The 21,115-nt window shown below is 64.7% G+C and carries 25 protein-coding genes and 1 pseudogene; 15 read left to right on the top strand and 11 right to left on the bottom strand.

Going from position 1 to position 21,115, the window contains the following annotated elements; genetic code table 11:
* Nucleotides 1–64: 64 nt before the first annotated feature.
* The 6 genes from ACVWYQ_RS34850 to ACVWYQ_RS34825 all read left to right on the top strand — a co-directional run bounded on the left by ACVWYQ_RS34850 (nt 65) and on the right by ACVWYQ_RS34825 (nt 4,310).
* Complete coding sequence (locus ACVWYQ_RS34850; RefSeq protein ID WP_404543047.1) at nt 65–1,852, top strand: thiamine pyrophosphate-requiring protein; 1,788 nt, start codon at nt 65–67, stop codon at nt 1,850–1,852.
* A gap of 8 nt (nt 1,853–1,860) precedes the next feature.
* Nucleotides 1,861–2,088, top strand: a complete 228-nt coding sequence (locus ACVWYQ_RS34845) for a hypothetical protein (RefSeq protein WP_157286961.1) — start codon at nt 1,861–1,863, stop codon at nt 2,086–2,088.
* Between the two features lie 87 nt (nt 2,089–2,175).
* Nucleotides 2,176–2,730, top strand: a complete 555-nt coding sequence (locus ACVWYQ_RS34840; protein ID WP_271542542.1) for a DUF4142 domain-containing protein — start codon at nt 2,176–2,178, stop codon at nt 2,728–2,730.
* Between the two features lie 160 nt (nt 2,731–2,890).
* Nucleotides 2,891–3,478 carry a phosphatase PAP2 family protein gene (locus tag ACVWYQ_RS34835; protein WP_271542544.1) on the top strand — a complete coding sequence of 196 codons (588 nt, stop codon included), beginning with the start codon at nt 2,891–2,893 and terminating at the stop codon, nt 3,476–3,478.
* On the top strand, nt 3,475–3,822 hold the full coding sequence (locus tag ACVWYQ_RS34830; protein WP_271542545.1) for a DUF3147 family protein: 348 nt from the start codon (nt 3,475–3,477) through the stop codon (nt 3,820–3,822). Before ACVWYQ_RS34835 ends, ACVWYQ_RS34830 begins: the two co-directional genes overlap by 4 nt.
* Nucleotides 3,822–4,310 carry a DUF3147 family protein gene (locus ACVWYQ_RS34825; protein ID WP_157286965.1) on the top strand — a complete coding sequence of 163 codons (489 nt, stop codon included), beginning with the start codon at nt 3,822–3,824 and terminating at the stop codon, nt 4,308–4,310. Before ACVWYQ_RS34830 ends, ACVWYQ_RS34825 begins: the two co-directional genes overlap by 1 nt.
* A 97-nt stretch (nt 4,311–4,407) precedes the next feature.
* On the opposite strand, the gene ACVWYQ_RS34820 is transcribed toward ACVWYQ_RS34825, so the two are convergent.
* Nucleotides 4,408–4,575, bottom strand: a complete 168-nt coding sequence (locus ACVWYQ_RS34820) for a hypothetical protein (protein ID WP_271542546.1) — start codon at nt 4,573–4,575, stop codon at nt 4,408–4,410.
* 169 nt (nt 4,576–4,744) lie between these two features.
* On the opposite strand from ACVWYQ_RS34820, the gene ACVWYQ_RS34815 reads away from it, so the two are divergent.
* Nucleotides 4,745–4,990, top strand: coding sequence for a hypothetical protein (locus ACVWYQ_RS34815; protein ID WP_271542552.1), 246 nt, complete (start codon nt 4,745–4,747; stop codon nt 4,988–4,990).
* Nucleotides 4,991–5,137: 147 nt separating this feature from the next.
* On the opposite strand, the gene ACVWYQ_RS34810 is transcribed toward ACVWYQ_RS34815, so the two are convergent.
* The 3 genes from ACVWYQ_RS34810 to ACVWYQ_RS34800 all read right to left on the bottom strand — a co-directional run bounded on the left by ACVWYQ_RS34810 (nt 5,138) and on the right by ACVWYQ_RS34800 (nt 5,849).
* Entirely contained in the window at nt 5,138–5,341 is a 204-nt protein-coding gene (locus ACVWYQ_RS34810) for a hypothetical protein (protein WP_036038118.1), read from the bottom strand.
* A 71-nt stretch (nt 5,342–5,412) separates the two neighbouring features.
* A complete protein-coding gene (locus ACVWYQ_RS34805; protein ID WP_271542554.1) occupies nt 5,413–5,541 on the bottom strand; it encodes a hypothetical protein in 129 nt (42 codons plus the stop codon).
* A gap of 113 nt (nt 5,542–5,654) precedes the next feature.
* Complete coding sequence (locus ACVWYQ_RS34800; protein WP_074447527.1) at nt 5,655–5,849, bottom strand: hypothetical protein; 195 nt, start codon at nt 5,847–5,849, stop codon at nt 5,655–5,657.
* A 95-nt stretch (nt 5,850–5,944) separates the two neighbouring features.
* On the opposite strand from ACVWYQ_RS34800, the gene ACVWYQ_RS34795 reads away from it, so the two are divergent.
* Complete coding sequence (locus ACVWYQ_RS34795) at nt 5,945–6,457, top strand: DUF4142 domain-containing protein (protein ID WP_404543049.1); 513 nt, start codon at nt 5,945–5,947, stop codon at nt 6,455–6,457.
* A gap of 2 nt (nt 6,458–6,459) precedes the next feature.
* Here the strand turns inward: ACVWYQ_RS34795 and ACVWYQ_RS34790 are convergent, their stop codons facing one another.
* Nucleotides 6,460–6,753, bottom strand: a complete 294-nt coding sequence (locus ACVWYQ_RS34790; protein WP_271542558.1) for a hypothetical protein — start codon at nt 6,751–6,753, stop codon at nt 6,460–6,462.
* A gap of 284 nt (nt 6,754–7,037) precedes the next feature.
* Between ACVWYQ_RS34790 and ACVWYQ_RS34785 the strand changes: the two genes are divergently transcribed.
* Together ACVWYQ_RS34785 and ACVWYQ_RS34780 are read left to right on the top strand one after the other, a co-directional pair.
* Nucleotides 7,038–13,331: a HAMP domain-containing protein gene (locus ACVWYQ_RS34785; RefSeq protein WP_456727022.1), complete on the top strand. Its 6,294-nt coding sequence runs from the start codon at nt 7,038–7,040 to the stop codon at nt 13,329–13,331.
* 13 nt (nt 13,332–13,344) lie between these two features.
* Nucleotides 13,345–14,832 (top strand): HWE histidine kinase domain-containing protein, encoded by a 1,488-nt coding sequence (locus ACVWYQ_RS34780; protein WP_404543050.1) that lies wholly within the window; start codon nt 13,345–13,347, stop codon nt 14,830–14,832.
* Here ACVWYQ_RS34780 and ACVWYQ_RS34775 read toward each other — a convergent pair.
* Nucleotides 14,829–15,050 (bottom strand): hypothetical protein, encoded by a 222-nt coding sequence (locus ACVWYQ_RS34775; RefSeq protein WP_404543052.1) that lies wholly within the window; start codon nt 15,048–15,050, stop codon nt 14,829–14,831. The two genes, ACVWYQ_RS34780 and ACVWYQ_RS34775, sit on opposite strands and share 4 nt — an antisense overlap.
* Before the next feature lie 140 nt (nt 15,051–15,190).
* On the opposite strand from ACVWYQ_RS34775, the gene ACVWYQ_RS34770 reads away from it, so the two are divergent.
* Nucleotides 15,191–15,448 carry a hypothetical protein gene (locus tag ACVWYQ_RS34770; protein WP_404543053.1) on the top strand — a complete coding sequence of 86 codons (258 nt, stop codon included), beginning with the start codon at nt 15,191–15,193 and terminating at the stop codon, nt 15,446–15,448.
* 94 nt (nt 15,449–15,542) lie between these two features.
* On the top strand, nt 15,543–15,776 hold the full coding sequence (locus ACVWYQ_RS34765) for a hypothetical protein (RefSeq protein ID WP_275508731.1): 234 nt from the start codon (nt 15,543–15,545) through the stop codon (nt 15,774–15,776).
* A gap of 97 nt (nt 15,777–15,873) precedes the next feature.
* On the opposite strand, the gene ACVWYQ_RS34760 is transcribed toward ACVWYQ_RS34765, so the two are convergent.
* On the bottom strand, nt 15,874–16,095 hold the full coding sequence (locus ACVWYQ_RS34760; RefSeq protein ID WP_404543054.1) for a hypothetical protein: 222 nt from the start codon (nt 16,093–16,095) through the stop codon (nt 15,874–15,876).
* A 115-nt stretch (nt 16,096–16,210) separates the two neighbouring features.
* Here ACVWYQ_RS34760 and ACVWYQ_RS34755 point away from each other — a divergent pair, with 115 nt between their 5' ends.
* Both ACVWYQ_RS34755 and ACVWYQ_RS34750 read left to right on the top strand, forming a co-directional pair.
* A complete protein-coding gene (locus ACVWYQ_RS34755; protein ID WP_057026883.1) occupies nt 16,211–16,405 on the top strand; it encodes a DUF3072 domain-containing protein in 195 nt (64 codons plus the stop codon).
* 90 nt (nt 16,406–16,495) lie between these two features.
* Nucleotides 16,496–16,804 (top strand): DUF6496 domain-containing protein, encoded by a 309-nt coding sequence (locus tag ACVWYQ_RS34750; RefSeq protein WP_271542570.1) that lies wholly within the window; start codon nt 16,496–16,498, stop codon nt 16,802–16,804.
* 6 nt (nt 16,805–16,810) lie between these two features.
* Here the strand turns inward: ACVWYQ_RS34750 and ACVWYQ_RS34745 are convergent, their stop codons facing one another.
* Together ACVWYQ_RS34745 and ACVWYQ_RS34740 are read right to left on the bottom strand one after the other, a co-directional pair.
* The gene (locus ACVWYQ_RS34745; protein WP_404543056.1) at nt 16,811–17,173 is read right to left on the bottom strand and encodes a hypothetical protein; all 363 of its coding nucleotides are present in this window, start codon (nt 17,171–17,173) and stop codon (nt 16,811–16,813) included.
* Between the two features lie 268 nt (nt 17,174–17,441).
* Nucleotides 17,442–18,989, bottom strand: a complete 1,548-nt coding sequence (locus tag ACVWYQ_RS34740; RefSeq protein ID WP_404652926.1) for a Do family serine endopeptidase — start codon at nt 18,987–18,989, stop codon at nt 17,442–17,444.
* A gap of 205 nt (nt 18,990–19,194) precedes the next feature.
* On the opposite strand from ACVWYQ_RS34740, the gene ACVWYQ_RS34735 reads away from it, so the two are divergent.
* A complete protein-coding gene (locus ACVWYQ_RS34735; RefSeq protein WP_271542575.1) occupies nt 19,195–20,031 on the top strand; it encodes a universal stress protein in 837 nt (278 codons plus the stop codon).
* 18 nt (nt 20,032–20,049) lie between these two features.
* On the opposite strand, the gene ACVWYQ_RS34730 is transcribed toward ACVWYQ_RS34735, so the two are convergent.
* Entirely contained in the window at nt 20,050–20,262 is a 213-nt protein-coding gene (locus ACVWYQ_RS34730; protein ID WP_271542576.1) for a hypothetical protein, read from the bottom strand.
* Between the two features lie 168 nt (nt 20,263–20,430).
* Nucleotides 20,431–20,988: pseudogene (locus tag ACVWYQ_RS34725) on the bottom strand (EAL domain-containing protein); the annotation flags it as partial.
* Nucleotides 20,989–21,115: the final 127 nt, after the last annotated feature.

The raw sequence follows: 21,115 nt of genomic DNA, 5'->3' as shown, positions 1-21,115 counted from the left end.
AACATCACCACCAAGAGCCGGTTCTCTGAGGCTACCGAGGCCGCAACAGAGAGAGCCGCCCGCGATGTCCCAGACCGTCTCCGACTTCATCATTGGGCGCCTGTACCAATGGGGCGTGCGCCACATCTTTGGCTATCCCGGCGACGGCATCAACGGCGTGTTCGGTGCGATGAACCGGGCGGGCGGCAAGATCGGCTTCGTGCAGGCGCGGCACGAGGAAATGGCGGCCTTCATGGCAACCGCTTACGCAAAATTCTCAGGTCAGCTCGGCGTTTGCATTGCGACCTCCGGTCCCGGCGCATCGCATCTCGTCACCGGGCTGTACGACGCGCTACTCGATCACCAGCCGGTGCTGGCGATTGTCGGCCAGCAGTCGCGCAACGCCCTCGGCGGCCAATATCAGCAGGAACTCGACCTCCTCTCCATGTTCAAGGACGTCGCGGGCGCCTACGTCATGCAGGCCTCCTCGCCCGCGCAGGTGCGACACCTGATTGATCGGTCGGTGCGGATCGCACTGGCGCGGCGGACTCCTACCGTCATCATCTTGCCCAACGACCTGCAGGAGGAGGCTTACGAGGACCCGCCCCGCGCGCACGGCACGCTGCACTCGGGCGTCGGATACAGCGCCCCTAGAATCATCCCACACGACGTCGATCTCGACCGCGCCGCTGATATCCTCAATGCCGGCAAGAAGGTCGCAATGCTCGTCGGCGCCGGCGCGCTTCACGCCACCGACGAGATCATCGCGGTCGCCGACCGCCTGTCGGCCGGCTGCGCCAAGGCGCTGCTCGGCAAGGCCGCGCTGCCCGACGACCTGCCATGGGTCACCGGCTCGATCGGCCTGCTCGGCACCGAGCCCAGCTACAACATGATGATGGAATGCGACACGCTGCTGATGGTGGGCTCGACCTTTCCTTACGCAGAATTCCTGCCGAAGGAAGGCAGCGCGCGCGGCGTGCAGATCGACATCGACGCCAGCATGATGTCGATCCGCTTTCCCATGGAAGTCGGCCTCGTCGGAGATGCGGCCGAGACGCTGCGGGCATTGTTGCCGCGGCTGAAACCCAAGAGCGACGGGGCCTGGCGCCAGGGCATCCAGGACGACGTTGCGACGTGGTGGAAGACATTGGATGGCCGCGCGCATCAGCCCGCCGCGCCCGTCAATCCGCAGCTCGTCGCCTGGGAATTGTCACCGCGCCTGCCGGACCGCGCCATCATCACCAGCGATTCCGGCTCATGCGCCAACTGGTTCGCCCGCGACCTGAAGATGCGGCGCGGCATGACGGCCTCGCTCTCCGGCGGGCTCGCCTCGATGGGCGCTGCGGTGCCTTACGCGCTCGCGGCCAAATACGCCCATCCGGACAGCCCCGTGATTGCACTCGTCGGCGATGGCGCCATGCAGATGAACAACATGGCCGAGCTGATCACCGCGGCGAAGTATTGGCGCGACTGGAAGGACCCGCGGTTCATCGTCTGCGTCTTCAACAACGAGGACCTCAATCAGGTGACCTGGGAGCAACGCATCATCAACGGTGATCCCAAGTTCGAGGCGTCACAGCGCATTCCCGACGTCTCCTATTCGCGCTTCGCCGAACTGATCGGCCTGCGCGGCATCTTCGTCGACAGCCCACAGCTGCTCGGCTCGGCCTGGGAGCAGGCGCTAACAAGCGAGATGCCCGTCGTGCTGGAAGTGAAAACCGATCCCGAGGTGCCGCCGCTGCCGCCACACATCACCTTGCAGCAGGCGAAGAACTTCTCGCTCGCCCTGATGAAGGGCGACCCGAACGAGAGCGGGATGATCAAGGGAGCAGCGCGGCAGGTGCTGGAATCGATCCTGCCAGGAAAGCAATGAGGCGAGCCATGAGTGATTTCCGCGACATCAGGCACGGCGTCAACGATCCGGTCGACGGTCTCGATGTCAAGCGCCGGATCAATGACAACCGCACCTCCCACGAGCAGGCGCAGCACCACGCGGATGTACGGGCCGACGCGACCGCCACGGCGGCCGAACCGTTCCTGCCCGAACGGCTTCGACGCAAGCCGACAGATCCCATCAATCCGCGCACCGGACGGAATCGCGCGGATTAGCCGTTAGGAACCTCGGGCCCCCGCGGCGTGTTGGTCGCCGCACGTCGCCGGCAAGCGGCCACGCGACCTTTTCGGAAGGATTTGACCATGAAACGCACAATCATCGCTCTTGCCTGCATGGTTCTCGCAGGCCCCGCCCTCGCCCAGTCGCTCGGCGAAAAGACCGGCGTGAATTCGGCGCTCGGCGTTGCGCCTGCGACCGCGGACTTCGTGACGCAGGTCGCGATCAGCGACATGTTCGAGATCGAATCGAGCAAGCTCGCCCAGCAGAAGGGCAACGCGGAAGAGAAAGCCTTCGCGCAGCAGATGATCACCGATCACACCAAGACGAGCAACGAGCTCAAGGGACTGGTCGGCAATGGCAAGGTGCAGGCCAAGCTGCCGACGGCGCTCGACAGCTCGCATCAGAGCAAGATCGACAAACTCAAGAATGCAAGCGGCAAGGATTTCAGCTCGGACTACAATTCCTATCAGGTCAGCGCGCATGAAGATGCCGTGTCGCTGTTCGAGCGCTACGCCAAGGGCGGCGACAATGCCGAGCTCAAGGATTGGGCCGGCAAAACGCTCCCGGCGTTGAAGCACCACCTCGACATGGCCAAGAACCTCGGCAGGGCGCCGAGCGTCGGCCAATCCAGCAAGTAACGCATTGCTGAAAGGACGCCGGCCCTCCGGCGTCCTTTCCTGGCGCGCGATGAGAACGTCATCGCGCTGCCGCTGTGCGGTGCCTGCCGGTTGAGCCAGGAACCTTCTTTGTTCCAGGGCTTTACAAAACTGTCATGGAGGAACAGTCGCCGACGGACCGATGGCCCTTGTAACAGTCAAACCCACCCGGATCGATACGGCGATCGCCAACGAGATCGCGCACAATACCAACTCGGGGCTCGAGCATGCCGCCCAGGCCATGACCTGGGGCGCCGACGAGCATGTCCTGGTTGCGCTCGCGGCAGTGGGATGGCTCTACACCCGCCTTCGGCATCCGCAGCAGCGTCCCGTTGCCGATCACGTCCTGATCGTGTCGCTGGTGACGGCCGTGTTGCCACATGTCTTGAAATCCGTGTTCGATCAGACGAGGCCGGACCGGCTGACGGTGAGCGGCCATAGGCGCGGCGTTCCCTTTTCGGGGCGAGCGCGCGATGCATTTCCCTCAGGTCACGCCGTGCATATGGGCGCCCTTGCCTCGGCCGCAGGCCTGTTGCCGCCGGCCCCGCGCAGCCTGGCGCGCTCCTTTGCGGTAGCGCTGTCCCTGACGCGCGTCGCGCTGCTCGCGCACTGGGCCAGCGACGTCGTGGCAGGTTTCACGCTCGGCATCATCATTGAGCGCCTGTTCCGGCCGTTCACGATGGCGAAGTCACGGCAGCGGCAGCGCAAGGGCTCGGGGGGACAGCCATGACTGAATATCTCGTGCGCTTCGTCGCCGGCGGCCTGATCGTATCCGTCTTCACGATCGTCGGTGACATGCTGCGGCCGAAGAGCTTTGCCGGGCTGCTCGGCGCCGCACCGTCGGTGGCGCTGGCCACCCTCGGCATCGCAGTGGTCCAGCACGGCCCGCAATATGCTGCGGCCCAGAGCTGGACGATGATCTATGGCGCCATCGCGCTCGCCTGCTACAGCGTCGTCGTCTGCCACCTCCTGATGAGGTTCCGTTTCGGCGCGCTTCCAGCCACGATCCTCGCCTTTGCCGCATGGCTCGTTGTCGCCTTCGGCCTGCTCGCCGGCCTGGGAGGTGCCGCCTGATGCTGGTGAAGCTATCGACATCGGCGCTGAAACAGACGCGGTGGTACGAGTACGCCATTCGCTTCGTGCTCGGCGGCGGTGCGACGGTGCTCGCGGGCGTTATCGGTTCGAAGTTCGGCCTGTCCGTCGGCGGGCTCTTTCTTGCTCTTCCGGCCATCTTCTGCGCCAGCGCGACGCTGATCGAAAGTCACGAGCGTCACGCCAAGGAGAAGGCCGGCCTGAGCGGGCGGCGTCGCGGACAGAAGGCCGCGGCCCTCGATGCTGTCGGCGCCGCGCTCGGCAGCATCGGCCTCGCCGCGTTCGCCGCTATCTTCCATTTAATTGTCGGGGCAAGCGTCGCGCTCGCTTTTTTAGCCGCGCTGACGGTCTGGGCCATCGTGTCCGTGTCGGCCTGGTGGCTCAGACGCAAGCTTCGCAGTGTCTCCCACAAATCGCGTCGATCAGGCCATTCGCCGTCGGCAACGGGCTCTCGCTTCGCAAAGCCTTAAAGTGCGATGAGATTTGGATGAATCGTCATCGCGCTTTAGATTGTTGTTTACGCATGATCTTTGCGGAAAACCGCTTCGCACTTTTCCGGATCATGCCCTAGCTCGCTTTCGCTCCCGTCGAAGGCCGCGATTGCGGCGGCTGGAGGCCCGGGCTGTTGGCCCAGCGCTCGACCTCATCGATGATCTTCTGCTGGCTTGGCCGCACCGGCTCGGGCGCTGCGGGTTCTTCGGAAAGCTTGCGAGGTAACCTGACTTCGTCCGTCATGGTTTCTCCTCCCTTCCGGGAACAATGCCCTACGGCGGCATGCGTTACAATAAATTATTGATTTCATTTGATTTCCTACTCACTTGCGGACTTCGTCGGCTTTCGCGGAACTCTCATCAAGCTGGTTCGTTGAGTAAGCTACTCAACCTACTCAATTTGCGTGATCGCCATGAACGACCTTCGCGCCGAGCGCCTCCAGGTCATGCTCTCGCCGGAAGAGTTGGCCGCCATTGACGATTTCCGGTTCAAGCACCGCATGCCGACGCGGGCGGCAGCAGTCCGCGAACTCCTGAAGTTCGGACTGGCCGCTGTGGGCGTCGATGCCGCTGCCGGCGTGAAGTCAAGCAGCTTCGGCGTATTCGGCCGCGGGCCTGAAGGACATACTCAGGGGGATCCGGAGAGCGGCGGCGGATGACGCACGGAAAGCCCCCCTCAAAAGCAAACGACCCCGGCACGGTGGGTGCCAGGGCCGTCCTTGGAGATTGCTTCCGGCGCACCGGGGGCATGACTACCGGAAGCAACCCGGCGACTCTTCCTGCGCGAATTCGTTCCTGGTGAGCGCTTAGCCCGTGGCGTCGCTCGAGCCGTCCGGCATGGCGCCGGAACCCGGCGTCTTGATGTTGTCGTTCAGCTTGGGATCGCGCGTCGCTTCACGCGACGGCGAGCCTTTCGGATCCGCCTTGTGCACGGATTGCGCACGTTCCTTGTCGCGGGGCTGCTCCTCCCCACGCTTGTCCTTGACGATGCCTTGGTCGGAATGGGCCATGATGCGCTCTCGCTTCTGCTGATGTGTCGGAGCGCTTACGCATTGCGGCGTCGAATGTTCCGCTGCCGCAATCAGCTGCGCACGGCATGGACGGCAGATGCGCTCTCGAGATGCACCTGTCGCACCGTCGTCACCGTCGCGAACGCGACGGAGACGCCAAAGGCGAGAATGAGGGAGAGAAGAGCCAGACGTGGAGCCATCGTCAAACCTCCTTCTGCAATTGGAAACCTCCGCGATCGACCTTCCCGGATGATCCCAAATCAGTTGTGCGCCTTCCGTGAGCGGTCTCACATGCAGATTTTTAAAGACGAGCTCACCCGTTCCGCTTTGGAGCTGCATGGACGGGAACGGGCGAAATTTCGCCGTCGAGCCAATCCTGCTCGTTGGCGAGTGCCGTCCAGGCGTCGGCCATGCGCGAATAGCGCTTATGGGCGGGCTGTCCGTCAGCGCGCTCGGCAAGCTGAAGACAATTGTCGGCGTTGTCTCTGAAGACGTCAGACTGTTTCATATAAAGGACGTGGGGACGGAACTCTTGCGCCGCAACCCGCTTACCGGATCGTAATGGTAGGGGAACTTTCGCACGCGGTTCGTCATTGAAGATCAATGCGAGTTGTCGCCGCAATCATTCTGGCATTGATCAGCACCTCGGCGCTTGCCGACAGCCTTGGCGAACGAAAGCCCGGCGCACGGGCGCCCTCCGCGATCGAGGTGATCAGCGGTGCCTACAATTTCAGCCGGTTTCAACAGGGGCTGCTCGAGAACACCGACCTCAAGGGCAACGCCGAGGTCAAGAACCTCGCCGCCCTGCGCGCCGAGGAAGCGGCTAAGCGCGACAAGCGACTAAAAGAGGTCCAGGAGGCCATCGGCGCGGAACTGCATGTCGGCAGGGCAACATCCTTGAGCGCGAGCCTCGTCGAGCCCGAAATGTCGGATGGTCCGGCCTACGTCAGAAGTTTCTATGCCGCACAAATTCCCGAGTATGAATCGATCATCGGCCTGCTCGAGCGCTATCTGACGGCGCCCGACAATGCGGCGCTCGCAGCGTTCGCGCGCGAACAGCTTCCGCTGCTTCGCGCGCAGGTCAGGGACGCCGAGCGCACCATGGCGGACAAATAACTCTACTTGTCGTTCCGGTGTTGCTGGCTCTGCGGCCGCACGGTGCGGTCGCTCTCCGGCATCTTATCGCGACCCGCATCGCCGTTGTCGTCCTTGCCGCCGGACGAGGACGTGCCGCTTCCGCTTGGATTCGAGCGGGTGGCCGCTCCGGTGGTCGGCGTGTCCGCCTGCGGGTTGGCGGAGCTTGCGGCGGGGTCGCCCGTCACGGAGCCGCGCCCGCTTGGCGCACCGCCCTGCGCCAGAGCCGACCCCGCGGCAAGCGCCGTGATGGCGATGGCGACAATTGCTGCCTTCATGTCCGTTCTCCCTGTCTGCCCCGGCTAACCGTCAGGCTCGGCGCTCCGTTCCGAAGCAGGGCTGCGGACGACGGACGCGTTGACGACCCGCCCCTGCGGCCTTTTTCCTTTCGAGGAGGTGTGGAACAAACCGGCCGGTCCGTCGTTAACTCGGTTGGGCTGAGCAAAGCGGGTTCCATTTCCTTGCGCCGTACGTTGGCGCTTGATTTCGAATTTGGCTGACGCTCTTATTTCGTCGAACGCGTCTTGCCTCAGATTCGGCCGACGCCTGCGGGGGAAACAGTATGAGCGACCTCGATTCCGGAACTGCATCACGCTCCGGTCGTCGCGTCCCAAAGCCAAAAATCAACGGTACGTCCGAGTCAGATTCCCGAGCGGAACTGCTGCTCGCCCTCCAGGCGATGCGCAGCGGTGACTTTTCGGTGCGCATGAGCGGCGACTATCTCGGTATCGACGGCAAGATCGCCGACACTTTTAACGAAATTATCGCCGCCAACCAGCGCATGGCACAGCAGCTCGAGCTGGTGGGCCAGGTGGTGGGACGCGAAGGCAAGACCCGCCAGCGTGTGAAATTCGGCCTCGCCTCCGGCTCCTGGGCCGACATGGAAGGCTCCGTCAACACGCTGATCGACGACCTGTTGTGGCCAACCCGCGAGGTGACACGCGCGGTTGCCGCTGTCGCCCAAGGCGACCTGCTGCAGACCGTCAAGCTCGACGTCGACGGCCGTCCGCTCCGCGGCGAGTTCTTGCAGTCGGCGACGATCGTCAACACCATGATCAAGCAGCTCGGCGTGTTCACCTCGGAGGTGACGCGCGTGGCGCGCGAGGTCGGCACCGAAGGCAAGCTCGGCGGCCAGGCCCAGGTGCCGGAGGTGACCGGCGTCTGGAAGGACCTCACCGAGAGCGTCAACTCGATGGCGAACAACCTGACCAACCAGGTTCGCAACATCGCCGAGGTGACGATCGCGGTCGCCAACGGCGACCTCTCCAAGAAGATCACGGTCGACGTCCGCGGCGAGATCCTCCAGCTCAAGGAAGCCATCAATACGATGGTGGACCAGCTGCGCTCCTTCGCCTCCGAAGTGACTCGCGTGGCGCGCGAGGTCGGCACCGACGGCAAGCTGGGCGGCCAGGCCATCGTGCCCGGCGTCGCCGGCACCTGGAAGGACCTGACCGACTCCGTCAACGCGATGTGCGGCAACCTGACCGCACAGGTCCGCAACATCGCCAACGTCACCACTGCCGTGGCGCGCGGCGACCTCTCGCGCAAGATCACGGTGGACGTGCGCGGCGAGATCCTGGAGCTGAAGGACACCATCAACACCATGGTGGACCAGCTCAACTCGTTCGCCTCGGAAGTCACGCGCGTGGCGCGCGAGGTCGGCACCGAGGGCAAGCTCGGCGGCCAGGCCCAGGTGCCCGGCGTCGCCGGCACCTGGAAGGACCTCACCGACAACGTCAACTTCATGGCCTCCAACCTGACCGCGCAGGTCCGCAACATCGCCGACGTCGCGACCGCCATCGCGAGCGGCGACTTGTCGAAGAAGATCACGGTGAACGTCTCGGGCGAGATCCTTCAGCTGAAGGAGACGCTCAACACCATGGTCGACCAGCTCAACGCCTTCGCCGGCGAAGTCACGCGCGTCGCCCGCGAGGTCGGCACCGAGGGCCGGCTCGGCGGCCAGGCCAACGTGCTCGGCGTCGCCGGCACCTGGAAGGACCTCACCGAGAGCGTCAACTCGATGGCCTCGAACCTGACCGCGCAGGTCCGCAACATCGCCGAGGTGACCACCGCAGTCGCCGGCGGCGACCTCTCGAAGAAGATCACCGTGGACGTGCGCGGCGAGATCCTCGAGTTGAAGGACACCATCAACACGATGGTGGACCAGCTCAACGCCTTCGCCGGCGAAGTCACGCGCGTGGCGCGCGAGGTCGGCACCGAAGGCAAGCTTGGCGGTCAGGCGGTGGTGCGCGGCGTCGGCGGCACGTGGAAGGACCTCACCGACAGCGTCAACTCGATGGCCTCGAACCTCACCGGCCAGGTCCGCAACATCGCCGAGGTCGCAACCGCGGTGGCGAAGGGCGACTTGTCCAAGAAGATCACGGTGAACGTCTCGGGCGAGATCCTTCAGCTGAAGGAAACGCTCAACACCATGGTCGACCAGCTCAACGCCTTCGCCGGCGAAGTCACGCGCGTGGCGCGCGAGGTCGGCACCGACGGCAAGCTCGGCGGCCAGGCCGACGTGCCCGGCGTCGCCGGCACCTGGAAGGACCTGACCGACTCCGTGAACTCGATGGCGGGCAACCTCACCGCCCAGGTCCGCAACATCGCGGAAGTTGCCACCGCCATCGCCGGCGGCGACCTGTCGCGCAAGATCACCGTGGACGTGCGCGGCGAGATCCTTCAGCTCAAGGACACGCTGAACACGATGGTCGACCAGCTCAACCGCTTCGCGGGCGAGGTGACGCGCGTGGCGCGCGAGGTCGGCACCGAAGGCCGCCTCGGCGGTCAGGCCAACGTGCCCGGCGTCGCCGGCACCTGGAAGGACTTGACGGACTCCGTCAACTCGATGGCGGGTAACCTCACCGCCCAGGTCCGCAACATCGCCGAGGTGACGACCGCGGTGGCGCGCGGCGACCTCTCGCGCAAGATCACCGTCGACGTGAAGGGCGAAATCCTCGAGCTGAAGAACACCATCAACACCATGGTGGACCAGCTCAACGGCTTTGCCGGCGAAGTCACGCGCGTGGCGCGCGAGGTCGGCACCGAAGGCAAGCTCGGCGGCCAGGCCGAGGTGCCCGGCGTCGCCGGCACCTGGAAGGACCTCACCGACAACGTCAACTTCATGGCCTCCAACCTGACAGCGCAGGTCCGCAACATCGCCGAGGTCGCAACCGCCATCGCCGGCGGCGACCTGTCGAAGAAGATCACGGTGGACGTACGCGGCGAGATCCTTCTCCTGAAGGACACGCTGAACACCATGGTCGAGCAGCTCCGCTCCTTCGCCGCCGAAGTCACGCGCGTGGCGCGCGAGGTCGGCACCGAGGGACGGCTCGGCGGTCAGGCCGTGGTGCCCGGCGTCGGCGGCACCTGGAAGGATCTCACGGACAACGTCAACCTCTTGGCTGCGAACCTCACCACCCAGGTCCGCAACATCGCCGAAGTCACCACGGCGGTCGCGCGCGGCGACCTCTCGCGCAAGATCACTGTGGATGTGAAGGGCGAAATCCTGGAGCTGAAGAACACCATCAACACCATGGTGGACCAGCTCAACGCATTCGCCGGCGAAGTGACGCGCGTCGCACGCGAGGTGGGCACGGAAGGAAAGCTGGGCGGCCAGGCCCAAGTGCCCGGCGTCGCCGGCACGTGGAAGGACCTCACCGACACCGTCAACTTCATGGCGGCGAACCTGACCGAGCAGGTGCGCGGCATCGTCAAGGTGGTGACCGCGGTCGCCAACGGCGATCTGAAGCAGAACCTCACGGTGAAATCGAAGGGCGAAGTCGCGGCGCTCGCCGACACCATCAACAACATGACCGAGACGCTCGCGACCTTCGCCGACCAGGTGACCTCGGTGGCGCGCGAGGTCGGCGTCGAAGGCCGGCTCGGCGGTCAGGCCAACGTGCCCGGCGCTGCCGGCACCTGGAAGGATCTCACCGGCAACGTCAACCTGCTCGCGGCCAACCTGACCTCGCAGGTGCGCGCGATCGCGGAAGTCGCAACTGCGGTGACCAAGGGCGACCTGACGCGGTCGATCCAGGTCGACGCCCGCGGCGAAGTGGCGGAGCTGAAGGACAACATCAACACGATGATCACCAACCTCCGTCTCACGACGGAGCTGAACACCGAGCAGGACTGGCTGAAGACCAACCTCGCCAAGTTCACCAACATGCTCCAGGGCCAGCGCGACCTCACCACCGTCGGCCGCCTGCTGCTCACCGAATTGTCGCCGCTGGTGAACGCCCATACCGGCGTGATCTACCAGGTCGAAAACGAGAACGATCCGCAGCTCCTGCTGCTCGCCTCCTACGCCAGCGACGGCGTCTACCCCTATCAGCCGGTGCTGCAGTTCGGCGAAGGCCTGATCGGCCAATGCGCCTTCGACAAGCGGCCGCGCGTCGTCTCCGACATTCCGTCGGACGTGGTGCCGATCAACTCGGCGCTGTTCCGCGTCGCGCCGAAAAACCTCGTCGTGCTGCCGGTGCTGTTCGAGGGCCAAGTCAAGGCCGTGATCGAGCTCGCCTCGCTCATCTCCTTCACGACGTCGCAGATGACGTTCCTGGAGCAGCTCACCGACTCCATCGGCATCGTGCTCAATTCGATCGAGGCCACGATGCAGACCGAAGGCCTGCTCAAGCAGTCGCAGCAGCTCGCCGGCGAGCTGCAGACCCAGCAACGCGAATTGCAGCAGACCAATGACCAGCTCGAGCAGAAGGCGCAGCAGCTCGCCGAACGCAACGTCGAGGTCGAGCGCAAGAACCAGGAGATCGAGCAGGCCCGCCGCGCGCTCGAGGAGAAGGCGACCGAGCTCGCGCTGACGTCGAAGTACAAGTCCGAGTTCCTCGCCAATATGAGCCACGAGCTGCGTACGCCGCTGAACTCGATCCTGATCCTCGGACAGCAGCTCAGCGACAACCCCGATGGCAACCTCTCGGCCAAGCAGGTCGAGTTCGCCCGCACCATCCATGGTGCCGGCACCGACCTGCTCAACCTCATCAGCGACATTCTCGATCTCTCCAAGATCGAGTCCGGCACCGTGACGGTCGACGCCGAGGAAATCCTGACCGCGAACCTGCTCGAGACCGTCGGCCGGCCGTTCCGGCACGAGGCGGACAACCGCAACCTGTCGTTCAAGATCGACGTCGATCCGAACCTGCCGCGCAGCATCGTGACCGACTCCAAGCGGCTGCAACAGGTTCTGAAGAATCTGCTCTCCAACGCCTTCAAGTTCACCGCCGACGGCGAAGTGCGCCTGAAGGTCGCCGGCGCAATCGGCGGCTGGGGGACGGATCATCCGGTGCTGAACTCGGCGCCGGCCGTGATCGCCTTCGAAGTGTCCGACACCGGCATCGGCATTCCCCTGGAGAAGCAGAAGCTGATCTTCGAGGCGTTCCAGCAGGCCGATGCCGGCACCAGCCGCAAATATGGCGGCACCGGCCTCGGCCTTGCGATCAGCCGCGAGCTTGCCAGCCTGCTCGGCGGCGAGATCCACCTGCGCAGCGCGCCGGGCAAGGGCTCGACCTTCACGCTCTATCTGCCCTTGAAATATTCCGGCCCGACCCTCGCGCCGCGGGCGCCGGCGTCACAGCAATACGGCCAGCCGCCGGCGCTGCAGCCTGCTGCGCCCGACCAGCAGCGCGTTATCGAGCAGCTGCCCGACGACCGCCTCAACCTCGAGCCCGGCGACACCATTCTCCTGATCGTCGAGGACGACCCGCATTATGCCCGCGTGCTGGTCGATCTGGCCCGCGACAAGGGCTTCAAGGTCCTGGTCGCCGCGCGCGGCGCCGAGGCCCTCGAGCTCGCCAAGCAATACCAGCCGACGGCCGTCTCCCTCGACGTGTTCCTGCCCGACATGCTGGGCTGGACCGTGTTGAGCCAGCTCAAGCACAATCCGCTCACCCGCCACATCCCGGTCCAGATCATCACGCTCGACGAGGACCGCCAGCATGCGCTGGCGCGCGGCGCCTTCTCCTTCGTCAACAAGCCGACGACGACCGAGGGCGTCTCGGCCGCGCTGACGCAAATCAAGGAATATGCGCGGCCGCGGCGCAAGCGGCTCTTGATCGTCGAGGACAACGAGGCCGAGCGGCTCTCGATCCGCGAGCTGCTGCACCACGACGACATCGAGATCCTGGCCACGGATACCGGGGCCGGCGCGCTCACGACGTTGCGCGAGCAACCCTGCGATTGCGTGGTGCTCGACCTTAGGCTGCCCGACATGAGCGGCTTCGAGGTGCTCGATCAGATCCGCAACGACGAGGCGCTGTCGAACATCCCCGTCGTGGTGTTCACCGGCCGCGAGCTTTCCGCCGAGGAGGATGCCGAGCTTCACACCATGGCACGCAGCATCGTGGTCAAGGGCGTGGAATCGCCCGAGCGCCTGCTCGACGAGACCGCGTTGTTCCTGCACCGCGTGATCACGGAGCTGCCGATCGAGAAGCAGCGCATGCTGGAGAAGCTGAACAGTTCCGACGAGGACCTGATCGGCAAGACCGCCCTGCTCGTCGACGACGATGCCCGCAATATCTTCGCGCTCTCAAGCGTGCTGGAACGACGCGGCATGAGGGTGCTGACGGCCACGACCGGCAGTGAGGCGGTGACGCTGGTCGAATCCAATCCGGAGATCGCGATCGTGCTGATGGACATCATGATGCCGCAGATGGATGGCTATCAGACCATCGGCGTGATCCGCGAGAACCCGGCCTTCGCCCGTCTGCCGATCATCGCGTTGACCGCCAAGGCGATGAAGGGCGACCGCGAGAAGTGCCTCGAAGCCGGCGCGTCTGACTACCTCGCCAAGCCGGTCAACACCGACCAATTGCTGCTTGCGATCCGCATGTGGCTGCATCGCTGAGTTGGACCCGCGCATGGACCAGGAAAAGGTCAACATCCTGCTCGTCGACGATCAGCCGGCCAAGCTGCTCGCCTATGAGGTGATCCTGAAGGATCTCGGCGAGAACCTCGTGATCGCCTCCTCGGGCCGCGAGGCGCTGGAGGTGCTGCTCAAGACCGAGATCGCGGTGATCCTGGTCGACGTCTGCATGCCCGAGCTCGACGGCTTCGAGCTCGCCGCGATGATCCGCGAGCATCCGCGCTTTCAGAAGACCGCCATGATCTTCATTTCGGCCATCCAGGTCAGCGACATCGACCGGCTGCGCGGCTACGAGATGGGCGCGGTCGATTACGTGCCAGTGCCGGTCGTGCCGGAGGTGCTTCGCGCCAAGATCAAGGTGTTTGCCGAGCTCTACCGCAAGACGCGCGAGCTCGAACGGCTGAACCACGAGCTCGAGGATCGCGTCCGCGCCCGCACCGCGGAACTGGAGGCGTCCACGGCGAAGCTGCGCGAGAGCGAGCAGCGGCGCAGCATGGCGATCGCGGCCGGCAAGATGGGGTCATGGGACTGGGACTGGATCAGCGGCGATTGGATGTGGGACGAGGGGCAATACCGCATCTTCGGCGTCAGCCCCGAGGATTTCGAGGTCACTCCGGCCAGCGTTCAGGGCCTGCTGCATCCCGATGACGTCGATCAGTTGCGCAAGGCGATCGCCGAGTTCAACAAGGGTACGCGCGCGTACGAGACGGAGTTCCGCATCCTGCGGCCCGACGGCGAGGTGCGCTGGTGCGTCGGCACGGCGGCCGCAACCACGGACGAGAGCGGGCGCGTGGTGCGCGTCAGCGGCGTGACCGTCGACATCACCGAGCGCAAGCGCGCCGAGGAGCGGCAGAACCTGCTGGCGCGGGAAGTCGATCATCGCGCGAAGAACGCGCTGGCGCTGGCGCAATCGATCGTGCGCCTCACCCGGGCCGACGAGGTCAAGGCCTATGTCAACGCCGTCGAGGGGCGCATCAATGCGCTGGCGCGCGTGCACACCATCCTGTCGCTGTCGAGCTGGCAGGGCGCCGAGCTCTCCAGGCTGATCGACGAGGAGCTTGCGCCCTATTCGCTGGGTGACCAGATCAAATTGGCAGGGCCCGAAGTTCAGTTGCTGCCGGCGACGGCCCAGACGCTCGCGCTCGCGCTGCACGAGCTCTTCACCAACTCGGCCAAGTACGGCGCGCTATCCACCCGATCGGGGCGGCTCGCGATCGATTGGCAGGTCGACGAGGAGCTGCTCACGCTGAGCTGGGAGGAATCTGGCGGTCCCCTGGTCAAGACCCCGAAATCGCGCGGCTTCGGCACGCGAAGCCTGCTTGCGAGCATCGAGTCCCAGCTTGGCGGACAGGCGCAGTTCGATTGGCGCGCCGAGGGCCTGCTGTGCCGTCTTGAGGTGCCGTTGACACGCAAGACCGCGGCGGCTGCACCAAGCAAGTTCGACACCGCCGGCGCCGCCGAATTGCAACGCGCATCCGGTTAACCTGACGCTGCGCTGCTCATGCGCTCCGCCGTGCGCGGTTCGCGCGCGACGCGCCCTTCGAGCCAGGCTTCCGTTCGGGCGAGATCGCGCAGCGCCCTCGCGTAGCGGCGAGCTGCGCTCCGCTCCGCGCCAATCGGGAGCTTGCGCGCCTTGCGCAGGATGTCCGCGGCTGCGTTGCGATAGGCTAGCGAGCGGTAAAGAAAGACCACCTTACCCATATCGATGTTCCCGTTTTGCTGGCGCCCATCTTGGCAAGCCCGGCATGAACGCCGGATGAAACGGGCGGTAACAATTCCTTCAGCGGAGCGGAACCCGGCGATCACATGCGCGTTGGCGTGGCAGTTCGGGATGCCGTCCCTTGCGCACCAAAAAGTCGTCTGAGCTGATCTCTGCCAGCGGCCTTATCAAGCTGATGACACATGCAATGATGGGCGCAGCGCTTGGCCTCATTTTCAGCCTCACGCTCGTCCTGTCCAATCCAGCCGTCGCCAACCTGCTGAACAATGGCGGAAGCCAGGCCGCGATGGTCTTCGCCCTCACCTTGGTGACGACCTTCGCGATCGGCGCGACGCTCACCGGCACCGTGTTCATCCTGGTCGAGGACAAGCAAACTTGAAGCGTGCGTGACGCACGGAAGATACTTCGCCGGGACTCCTGCCGCGACGCGCGGTTTGCTGCCTGCGTCAATTTAACTCAGGGAGTTCCCCCGCATGAAGACGACCAAGCTCGCTCTCGCCGCAATATTGGCAACGGGCCTTGCCGCCGCGCCGTTTGCCGCCCAGGCCAAATCGCATAAGGCCAAGCATGAATCGTCGGCACAGACCACCGGCGCCAACACCAAGTCCTCCAAGGGCGCTGATCCATCCGGCCAAGGCGGCGCCGGTCCCGGCTCCGATCAGGGCGGCACCATGACCAACAAGGGCGGCATGACCACCACCAAATAGGCGCGCCCTGGAATCATGAAGGGCTCCGCATTGCGGAGCCCTTTGTCTTCTATCTTTGGGCTCGGCACTCGGCCTTCAGTATCCGGCGCCAAGGATCTCAGCGGCGCTCGACTGCGCGCGCGGAATTGCCGCCTGTCTTCACGGCACGAAGTCGCACTCGGTCGCGGACGTTCGGCAGTACGTCGCTGCCGCCGGCCGCCTTCCATTCGGCGATCAAGAGATTGATCTTCCGGCGCAGGTCCATCTGCGCCAGGGCCTTTTCCGTGCAGTCGTGATCGCGCTCGACGAGGTCGCGCACCGACGCCTCGACGTCGGCCATCTCAAACCTCAAGGCTCTGATTTTACGTCGAATTTCATTAATTCTGTTGTCCATGCCTTGTTAGAACAAAATAAGAACATATAGTCAAGTCACGATTTCAGGACGGAGACGCCAGATGCAGGTTCAAGGTAAATACGACGCCAGATTTTTCCTGGGCGAGCAGATGACGCGGGCGCAGGGCCTCAAGCTGAAGCGGCTCAGCGAAGAGGCCTACCAGCCCGGCCAATATGCGCGGGATCTGTCCTTCAGCGAGGCCGCCCGGCGCATCCAGGTGCTGGAAGCGGAGATCGAGCTGGCAAACTCCTTCTAGAGCATCGCATCGCGCTTTAGGCCTGCGCCGTTCCACGCTCCCGGAACCATGGCTGTGCAGAATGGTTCTCCCCGCCGAGGGAGAATATGCATGGCACGCAAGGCAAAAAAGCGCCGCTACTCACGCAGCTCGGGCAGCGATGTCGCCACCGAGATGCGGCGTTACAAGAAGGGCACCGCGAAGAGCGGCCGTGGCGGGCGCGGCGGCCGCGTCAAGAACCGCAAGCAGGCCATCGCGATCGGACTGTCGAAGGCACGCAAGAAGGGCAAGAAGGTCCCGAAGAAGGCTTCAAAGCGCAAGAGCGCCAAGACGACGTCCAAGAAATCGTCGAGGACGTCGTCCAAGAAATCATCCAACAAGAAATCATCGAAGCGCAAATCATCCAAGCGGTCGCGCTGACCGGTCTCAGATCATGCTCCCCGGCATAAAGCAGCGGATCGAAATCCCGAACGCAGTCTTGACCGGCCACACCATGGTGCGGCCGGCGCGGTTCGGCTCGGTGATGACGGCCTCGTCCGGCACGTCGATCCACTGCCCGTCGATGCGGACACGGTAGCGCCCGTTGTGCGACTCCCAGTCGAGATCGGCGAGGGCGAAACCGTCGGCATCCGAGCAGCACGGACCGAGATGGCTGCGCAAACTGTCGAACCATGGCTTCAGAGGAGAATTCGCGTAGCGGCCGTCGTCGCGCCCGAGCGCGTTTTCACCCGAGAGCACCAATGGCACCACGAGCAGCGCACTCCTGAGCGAGAGCTTCAGTCGATCCATGATGGCACCGATCACTTGTGAACCACCGGCGAGTTCCACAAAGCGCCGGGAGGCTCGAAGTTCCACGCTTGCAACCCGGTCGGCGGCGGCGTTGCCGCAGAGCACTGAGGCGTCTTGCGAGTGTGATCAGCGAACACGGCTTTTTCGGACGCACCAGGTCATCATCCCTGCCGTTAACGAGAATGTGACCGGCCTGGTGCGGACGTGACGTGTGTGCAAAAGGCGGCCCGAAGGCCGCCTTCCTGGATTTGTGAGGGTCGAGTTCGCGCTATGCGAGTGGCACCGCAACGAAGCGGGTGGCCTCCGCGCTTCTGACCTGAAGCAGCACGCTGCGCTTGCCCGACGATTTGGCCTGCGCCAGCTCGGAGCGGACCTCGCCGACATTGCTGACAGCCTTGCCGCCGACATTGAGGATGACGTCGCCGGTCCGGATGCCCCGTTGCGCGGCCGGGCCTTGCGGATCAACCTCGGTGACGACGACGCCGTTCTGGCCTGCGCCCTGGACGTCACCTGCGGGCGCCAGGCTGAGGCCGAGGCGCGGCGTGCCGGCACCCGACTGTCCCCTGCCCTCGTCGGCATTGCCATTGCCTTTAGCCTGGCGCTCATTCGGCAGTTCGCCGAGCACCAGGGTCATCGTCTTGCTGTCGCCCTTGCGGAAGACATCGAGCTTCACGGACGTGCCCGGCGCCAAGCCGGCGATGGTGCGGGCGAGGTCGCGGGAGTCCTTGATCGTGGTGCCGTTGACGGCGGTGATGACATCGCCCGCCTGGATGCCGGCCTTCGCCGCCGGGCTGCCATCCTGCGGATTGTCGACGATCGCGCCGCGCGCCTCCTTGAGCCCGAGGCTGTCGGCAATATCCGACGTCACCGGCTGCACCTGCACGCCGAGCCAGCCCCGGGTGACCGCGCCCTTGTCCTTCAATTGCGCGACGACGAGCTTGGCGGTCGAAGCCGGGATATCGAAGCCGATGCCGACCGAGCCGCCCGAGGGCGAGAAGATCGCAGTGTTCACGCCGATCACGTTGCCGTTCATGTCGAAGGCCGGGCCGCCGGAATTACCCTTGTTGATCGGCGCGTCGATCTGGATGAAGTCGTCATAGGGACCGTTGCCGATGTCGCGGCCGCTGGCCGAGACGATGCCGGCGGTCACGGTGCCGCCAAGACCGAAGGGATTGCCGACCGCGACCACCCAGTCGCCGATGCGCGGCTTCTGGTCGGAGAACTTGACGAACGGAAAGTCCTTCTTGCCGTCGACCTTGATCAGCGCGAGATCGGTCTTCGGATCGGTGCCGACCACTTTCGCGGTGTAGGTCGTGCCGTCGTCCATCGTCACCTGCACGGACTCGGCGCGATCGACGACGTGATTGTTGGTCACGGCATAGCCGTCGGCGGAGATGAAAAAGCCGGAGCCTTCGCCCGTGATCATCTGGTGGCGCTGGCGTGGCATGCCGTTCGCGCCGCCCGGAAAGCGGAAACCGAACTGTCGCGAGAACTGGTCGAACGGCGTGTCCTCGTCCGAATCCATCCGGTTCTGCTGCAGCATCGCGCTCTTGTCGTTGTCCTGATCGATTTTGACCCGCACCGAGATCACAGCGGGTTTGACCCTGCTGACGAGATCGCCGAAGCCGGGCGGCGTCGCGGCAGCTTCGGCCGCCTGAGCCGGCGCAATCAAGGAGTTGATGCCGTACGGCGTGGCGCCTGGCGCAACGGCCAGGGCGGCCACGCCCAGCGCGGCCACGGTGCCGAGCAGCGCGAGCCGCCGCGGCCGCAAGATCTTGCGAGAAGTGTTGATGTCGGAATTGACGCGATCGTTCATGTCGAAATGTCCATGTTGAGCAGGTGTCGCCTTGCCCTCAACATGGTCGCTGCCACCTTACGACGTCCCGTCCGTCCGATTAAATCTCGGCAAAGAATGGATGAGCGGGCGCAGCAGGCAATCCGGACGTTTGATACAGCTCAACGCGTCGCCTTCGCGCAGGGAGAAACTGCGACCATCGGATGATGCTCAGCGGAGGCGCGCCATGTACAAAGACATTCTCGTCCACATTCCCACCGAACGTCCCATGCGTCCCGCGATCGAGGGCTCGGTCTCGCTCGCGGCGAAGCTCAACGCGCATCTCGACGCGGTCGCGGTCGGCTATGTCGCCACCAGTACAGCTTACGTCATGGAAGGCGGCGCGGCGGTGGCGGCCGTGTTCGAGCTGGAGCGCGAGCGCGCCGTGGAGCGGGCCGAGGCGGCGCTCGCGGTATTCAAGAGCGAGGCGGCGAACGCCGGCATCTCCTATACCTGCCACGCACTCGGCGCGATCCCCGCGGATGCCGCCGGCTCGCTCGGCGAGATGGCACGGCTGCACGATCTCAACGTGGTGCTCCAGCCCGATCCGGCGCAGGGCTCGTTCGACAACGACGTGCCGAGCGAGATCCTGTTCCGGGCGGGCGGCCCGGTGCTGTTCCTGCCCTACACCTTCCGGGGAGCCTTCAAGGCGAAGCGGATCGGCATCTGCTGGGACGGCAGTCGCGTTGCCGCCCGCGCCATGCGCGACGCAGCTCCGTTCCTGGCGCGCGCCGAAGAGATCGTGATCATCACCGTCAACGAGACCGACGACGTCTCCGGCGAAGCTTCAGCGAGCGGCTTGGCCAGACATCTCGGCCGGCGCGGATTGTCCACCCGCACGGTCAGCCTGACCGCCACGCGCGCCGACATTCAGCCGATCATTCTGTCGCTGGCGGCCGACGAGAGTCTCGATCTCCTGGTGATGGGCGGCTACGGCCATTCGCGGTTGCAGGAACGCGTTCTCGGGGGTGTCACCCGCGCCATGCTGGAAGCCATGACGGTCTCGACGCTGATGTCGCATTGATGAGCCGCCTTGGCGCCGTCACGCCGCGACGGGAGCCTCCCACGGCGCCGACGCGGCGGCGTCCTTCTCGCGATGCACATTGCACGCGTCGAAATGCGCCTTGAGCTCGATTTCGGCGAGATGTTCGAAATGTTCGGCCTGGCCGAGGAGTTCCCAGTTCTGGAGCGGCCGGTAGGCCGCCTGCTGACGGCAGAGGGACGCCAGCGCCCGGTAGCGACGTACGTTCTCCATGAGACCCTCCCTCGCGTTCACGGGCTTATTGCCCTGATTTGCGTCAGGCCGATGGCGTTTATGCAAAACATTTGCTGCGCACACAACGCGCCTGAACCAAGTTGATTTTCGAGAAGTGCCGGTAAGGATTTTAGTTCCAAACGTCCGTTTGGAACTGTGTGCCCAACGCTAGGCGGAGAGGCGGCGCTCCACGGCGACGCCGACCAAGTCGAGATAGCGTTCGATCAGATCAGGCCGGCCGACGAGATAGCCTTGCATCTCCTCGCAGGCCTCGCGCGCCAGGAAAGCACGCTGGGCTTCCGTCTCCACTCCCTCGGCAATGACCGGGATCTTCAGCGCGTGCGCCAGGCTCAGGACGGCGCGGACAATCTCGGCCGATTTCGGCGTCGCCTCCAGGTTGGAGATGAAACTGCGGTCGATCTTGATCTTGTCGAACGGGAACGACTGCAGATAGGACAGCGAGGAATAGCCGGTGCCGAAATCGTCCATGGCGATGCGGATGCCGAGCGCCTTCAGCCGCCGCAGCAGGTTGAGCGCGCGGGTGAAATCGCCGATCAGCACGCCCTCCGTGATCTCGACCTCGAGCCGCGTCGGCGTCAGCCCCGTCTCCAACAGAATCTGGTGGATCGAGCGCTCGAGATCGCCCACCTGGAACTGGACCGGCGACAGATTGACCGCGACCTGCAACGGCCGCGGCCAGGATGCCGCCTCGCGGCACGCCTCGCGGCGTGCAGGCTTCATGCCCACAATTACCGTCGTTCTGCATCCGCGCTCTCATAGCGTTCCCAAACCGCAAATTGAGAGGCTTAGCATTGCGCGGTCGTTCATCGATTCTTCTCTTGGCGCACTGGGA

The organism is Bradyrhizobium sp. USDA 3397 (genome assembly GCF_054060965.1).
The sequence above is the reverse complement of the archived record's forward strand: the minus strand, read 5'-3'. Positions and strand labels throughout refer to the sequence as shown.

Coding starts and splice junctions, on each gene's coding strand:
- ACVWYQ_RS34850 (WP_404543047.1), top strand. CDS start 65: ATGTCCCAGACCGTCTCCGACTTCATCATTGGGCGCCTGTACCAATGG.
- ACVWYQ_RS34845 (WP_157286961.1), top strand. CDS start 1,861: ATGAGTGATTTCCGCGACATCAGGCACGGCGTCAACGATCCGGTCGAC.
- ACVWYQ_RS34840 (WP_271542542.1), top strand. CDS start 2,176: ATGAAACGCACAATCATCGCTCTTGCCTGCATGGTTCTCGCAGGCCCC.
- ACVWYQ_RS34835 (WP_271542544.1), top strand. CDS start 2,891: ATGGCCCTTGTAACAGTCAAACCCACCCGGATCGATACGGCGATCGCC.
- ACVWYQ_RS34830 (WP_271542545.1), top strand. CDS start 3,475: ATGACTGAATATCTCGTGCGCTTCGTCGCCGGCGGCCTGATCGTATCC.
- ACVWYQ_RS34825 (WP_157286965.1), top strand. CDS start 3,822: ATGCTGGTGAAGCTATCGACATCGGCGCTGAAACAGACGCGGTGGTAC.
- ACVWYQ_RS34820 (WP_271542546.1), bottom strand. CDS start 4,575: ATGACGGACGAAGTCAGGTTACCTCGCAAGCTTTCCGAAGAACCCGCA.
- ACVWYQ_RS34815 (WP_271542552.1), top strand. CDS start 4,745: ATGAACGACCTTCGCGCCGAGCGCCTCCAGGTCATGCTCTCGCCGGAA.
- ACVWYQ_RS34810 (WP_036038118.1), bottom strand. CDS start 5,341: ATGGCCCATTCCGACCAAGGCATCGTCAAGGACAAGCGTGGGGAGGAG.
- ACVWYQ_RS34805 (WP_271542554.1), bottom strand. CDS start 5,541: ATGGCTCCACGTCTGGCTCTTCTCTCCCTCATTCTCGCCTTTGGCGTC.
- ACVWYQ_RS34800 (WP_074447527.1), bottom strand. CDS start 5,849: ATGAAACAGTCTGACGTCTTCAGAGACAACGCCGACAATTGTCTTCAG.
- ACVWYQ_RS34795 (WP_404543049.1), top strand. CDS start 5,945: ATGCGAGTTGTCGCCGCAATCATTCTGGCATTGATCAGCACCTCGGCG.
- ACVWYQ_RS34790 (WP_271542558.1), bottom strand. CDS start 6,753: ATGAAGGCAGCAATTGTCGCCATCGCCATCACGGCGCTTGCCGCGGGG.
- ACVWYQ_RS34785 (WP_456727022.1), top strand. CDS start 7,038: ATGAGCGACCTCGATTCCGGAACTGCATCACGCTCCGGTCGTCGCGTC.
- ACVWYQ_RS34780 (WP_404543050.1), top strand. CDS start 13,345: ATGGACCAGGAAAAGGTCAACATCCTGCTCGTCGACGATCAGCCGGCC.
- ACVWYQ_RS34775 (WP_404543052.1), bottom strand. CDS start 15,050: ATGGGTAAGGTGGTCTTTCTTTACCGCTCGCTAGCCTATCGCAACGCA.
- ACVWYQ_RS34765 (WP_275508731.1), top strand. CDS start 15,543: ATGAAGACGACCAAGCTCGCTCTCGCCGCAATATTGGCAACGGGCCTT.
- ACVWYQ_RS34760 (WP_404543054.1), bottom strand. CDS start 16,095: ATGGCCGACGTCGAGGCGTCGGTGCGCGACCTCGTCGAGCGCGATCAC.
- ACVWYQ_RS34755 (WP_057026883.1), top strand. CDS start 16,211: ATGCAGGTTCAAGGTAAATACGACGCCAGATTTTTCCTGGGCGAGCAG.
- ACVWYQ_RS34750 (WP_271542570.1), top strand. CDS start 16,496: ATGGCACGCAAGGCAAAAAAGCGCCGCTACTCACGCAGCTCGGGCAGC.
- ACVWYQ_RS34745 (WP_404543056.1), bottom strand. CDS start 17,173: ATGGATCGACTGAAGCTCTCGCTCAGGAGTGCGCTGCTCGTGGTGCCA.
- ACVWYQ_RS34740 (WP_404652926.1), bottom strand. CDS start 18,989: ATGAACGATCGCGTCAATTCCGACATCAACACTTCTCGCAAGATCTTG.
- ACVWYQ_RS34735 (WP_271542575.1), top strand. CDS start 19,195: ATGTACAAAGACATTCTCGTCCACATTCCCACCGAACGTCCCATGCGT.
- ACVWYQ_RS34730 (WP_271542576.1), bottom strand. CDS start 20,262: ATGGAGAACGTACGTCGCTACCGGGCGCTGGCGTCCCTCTGCCGTCAG.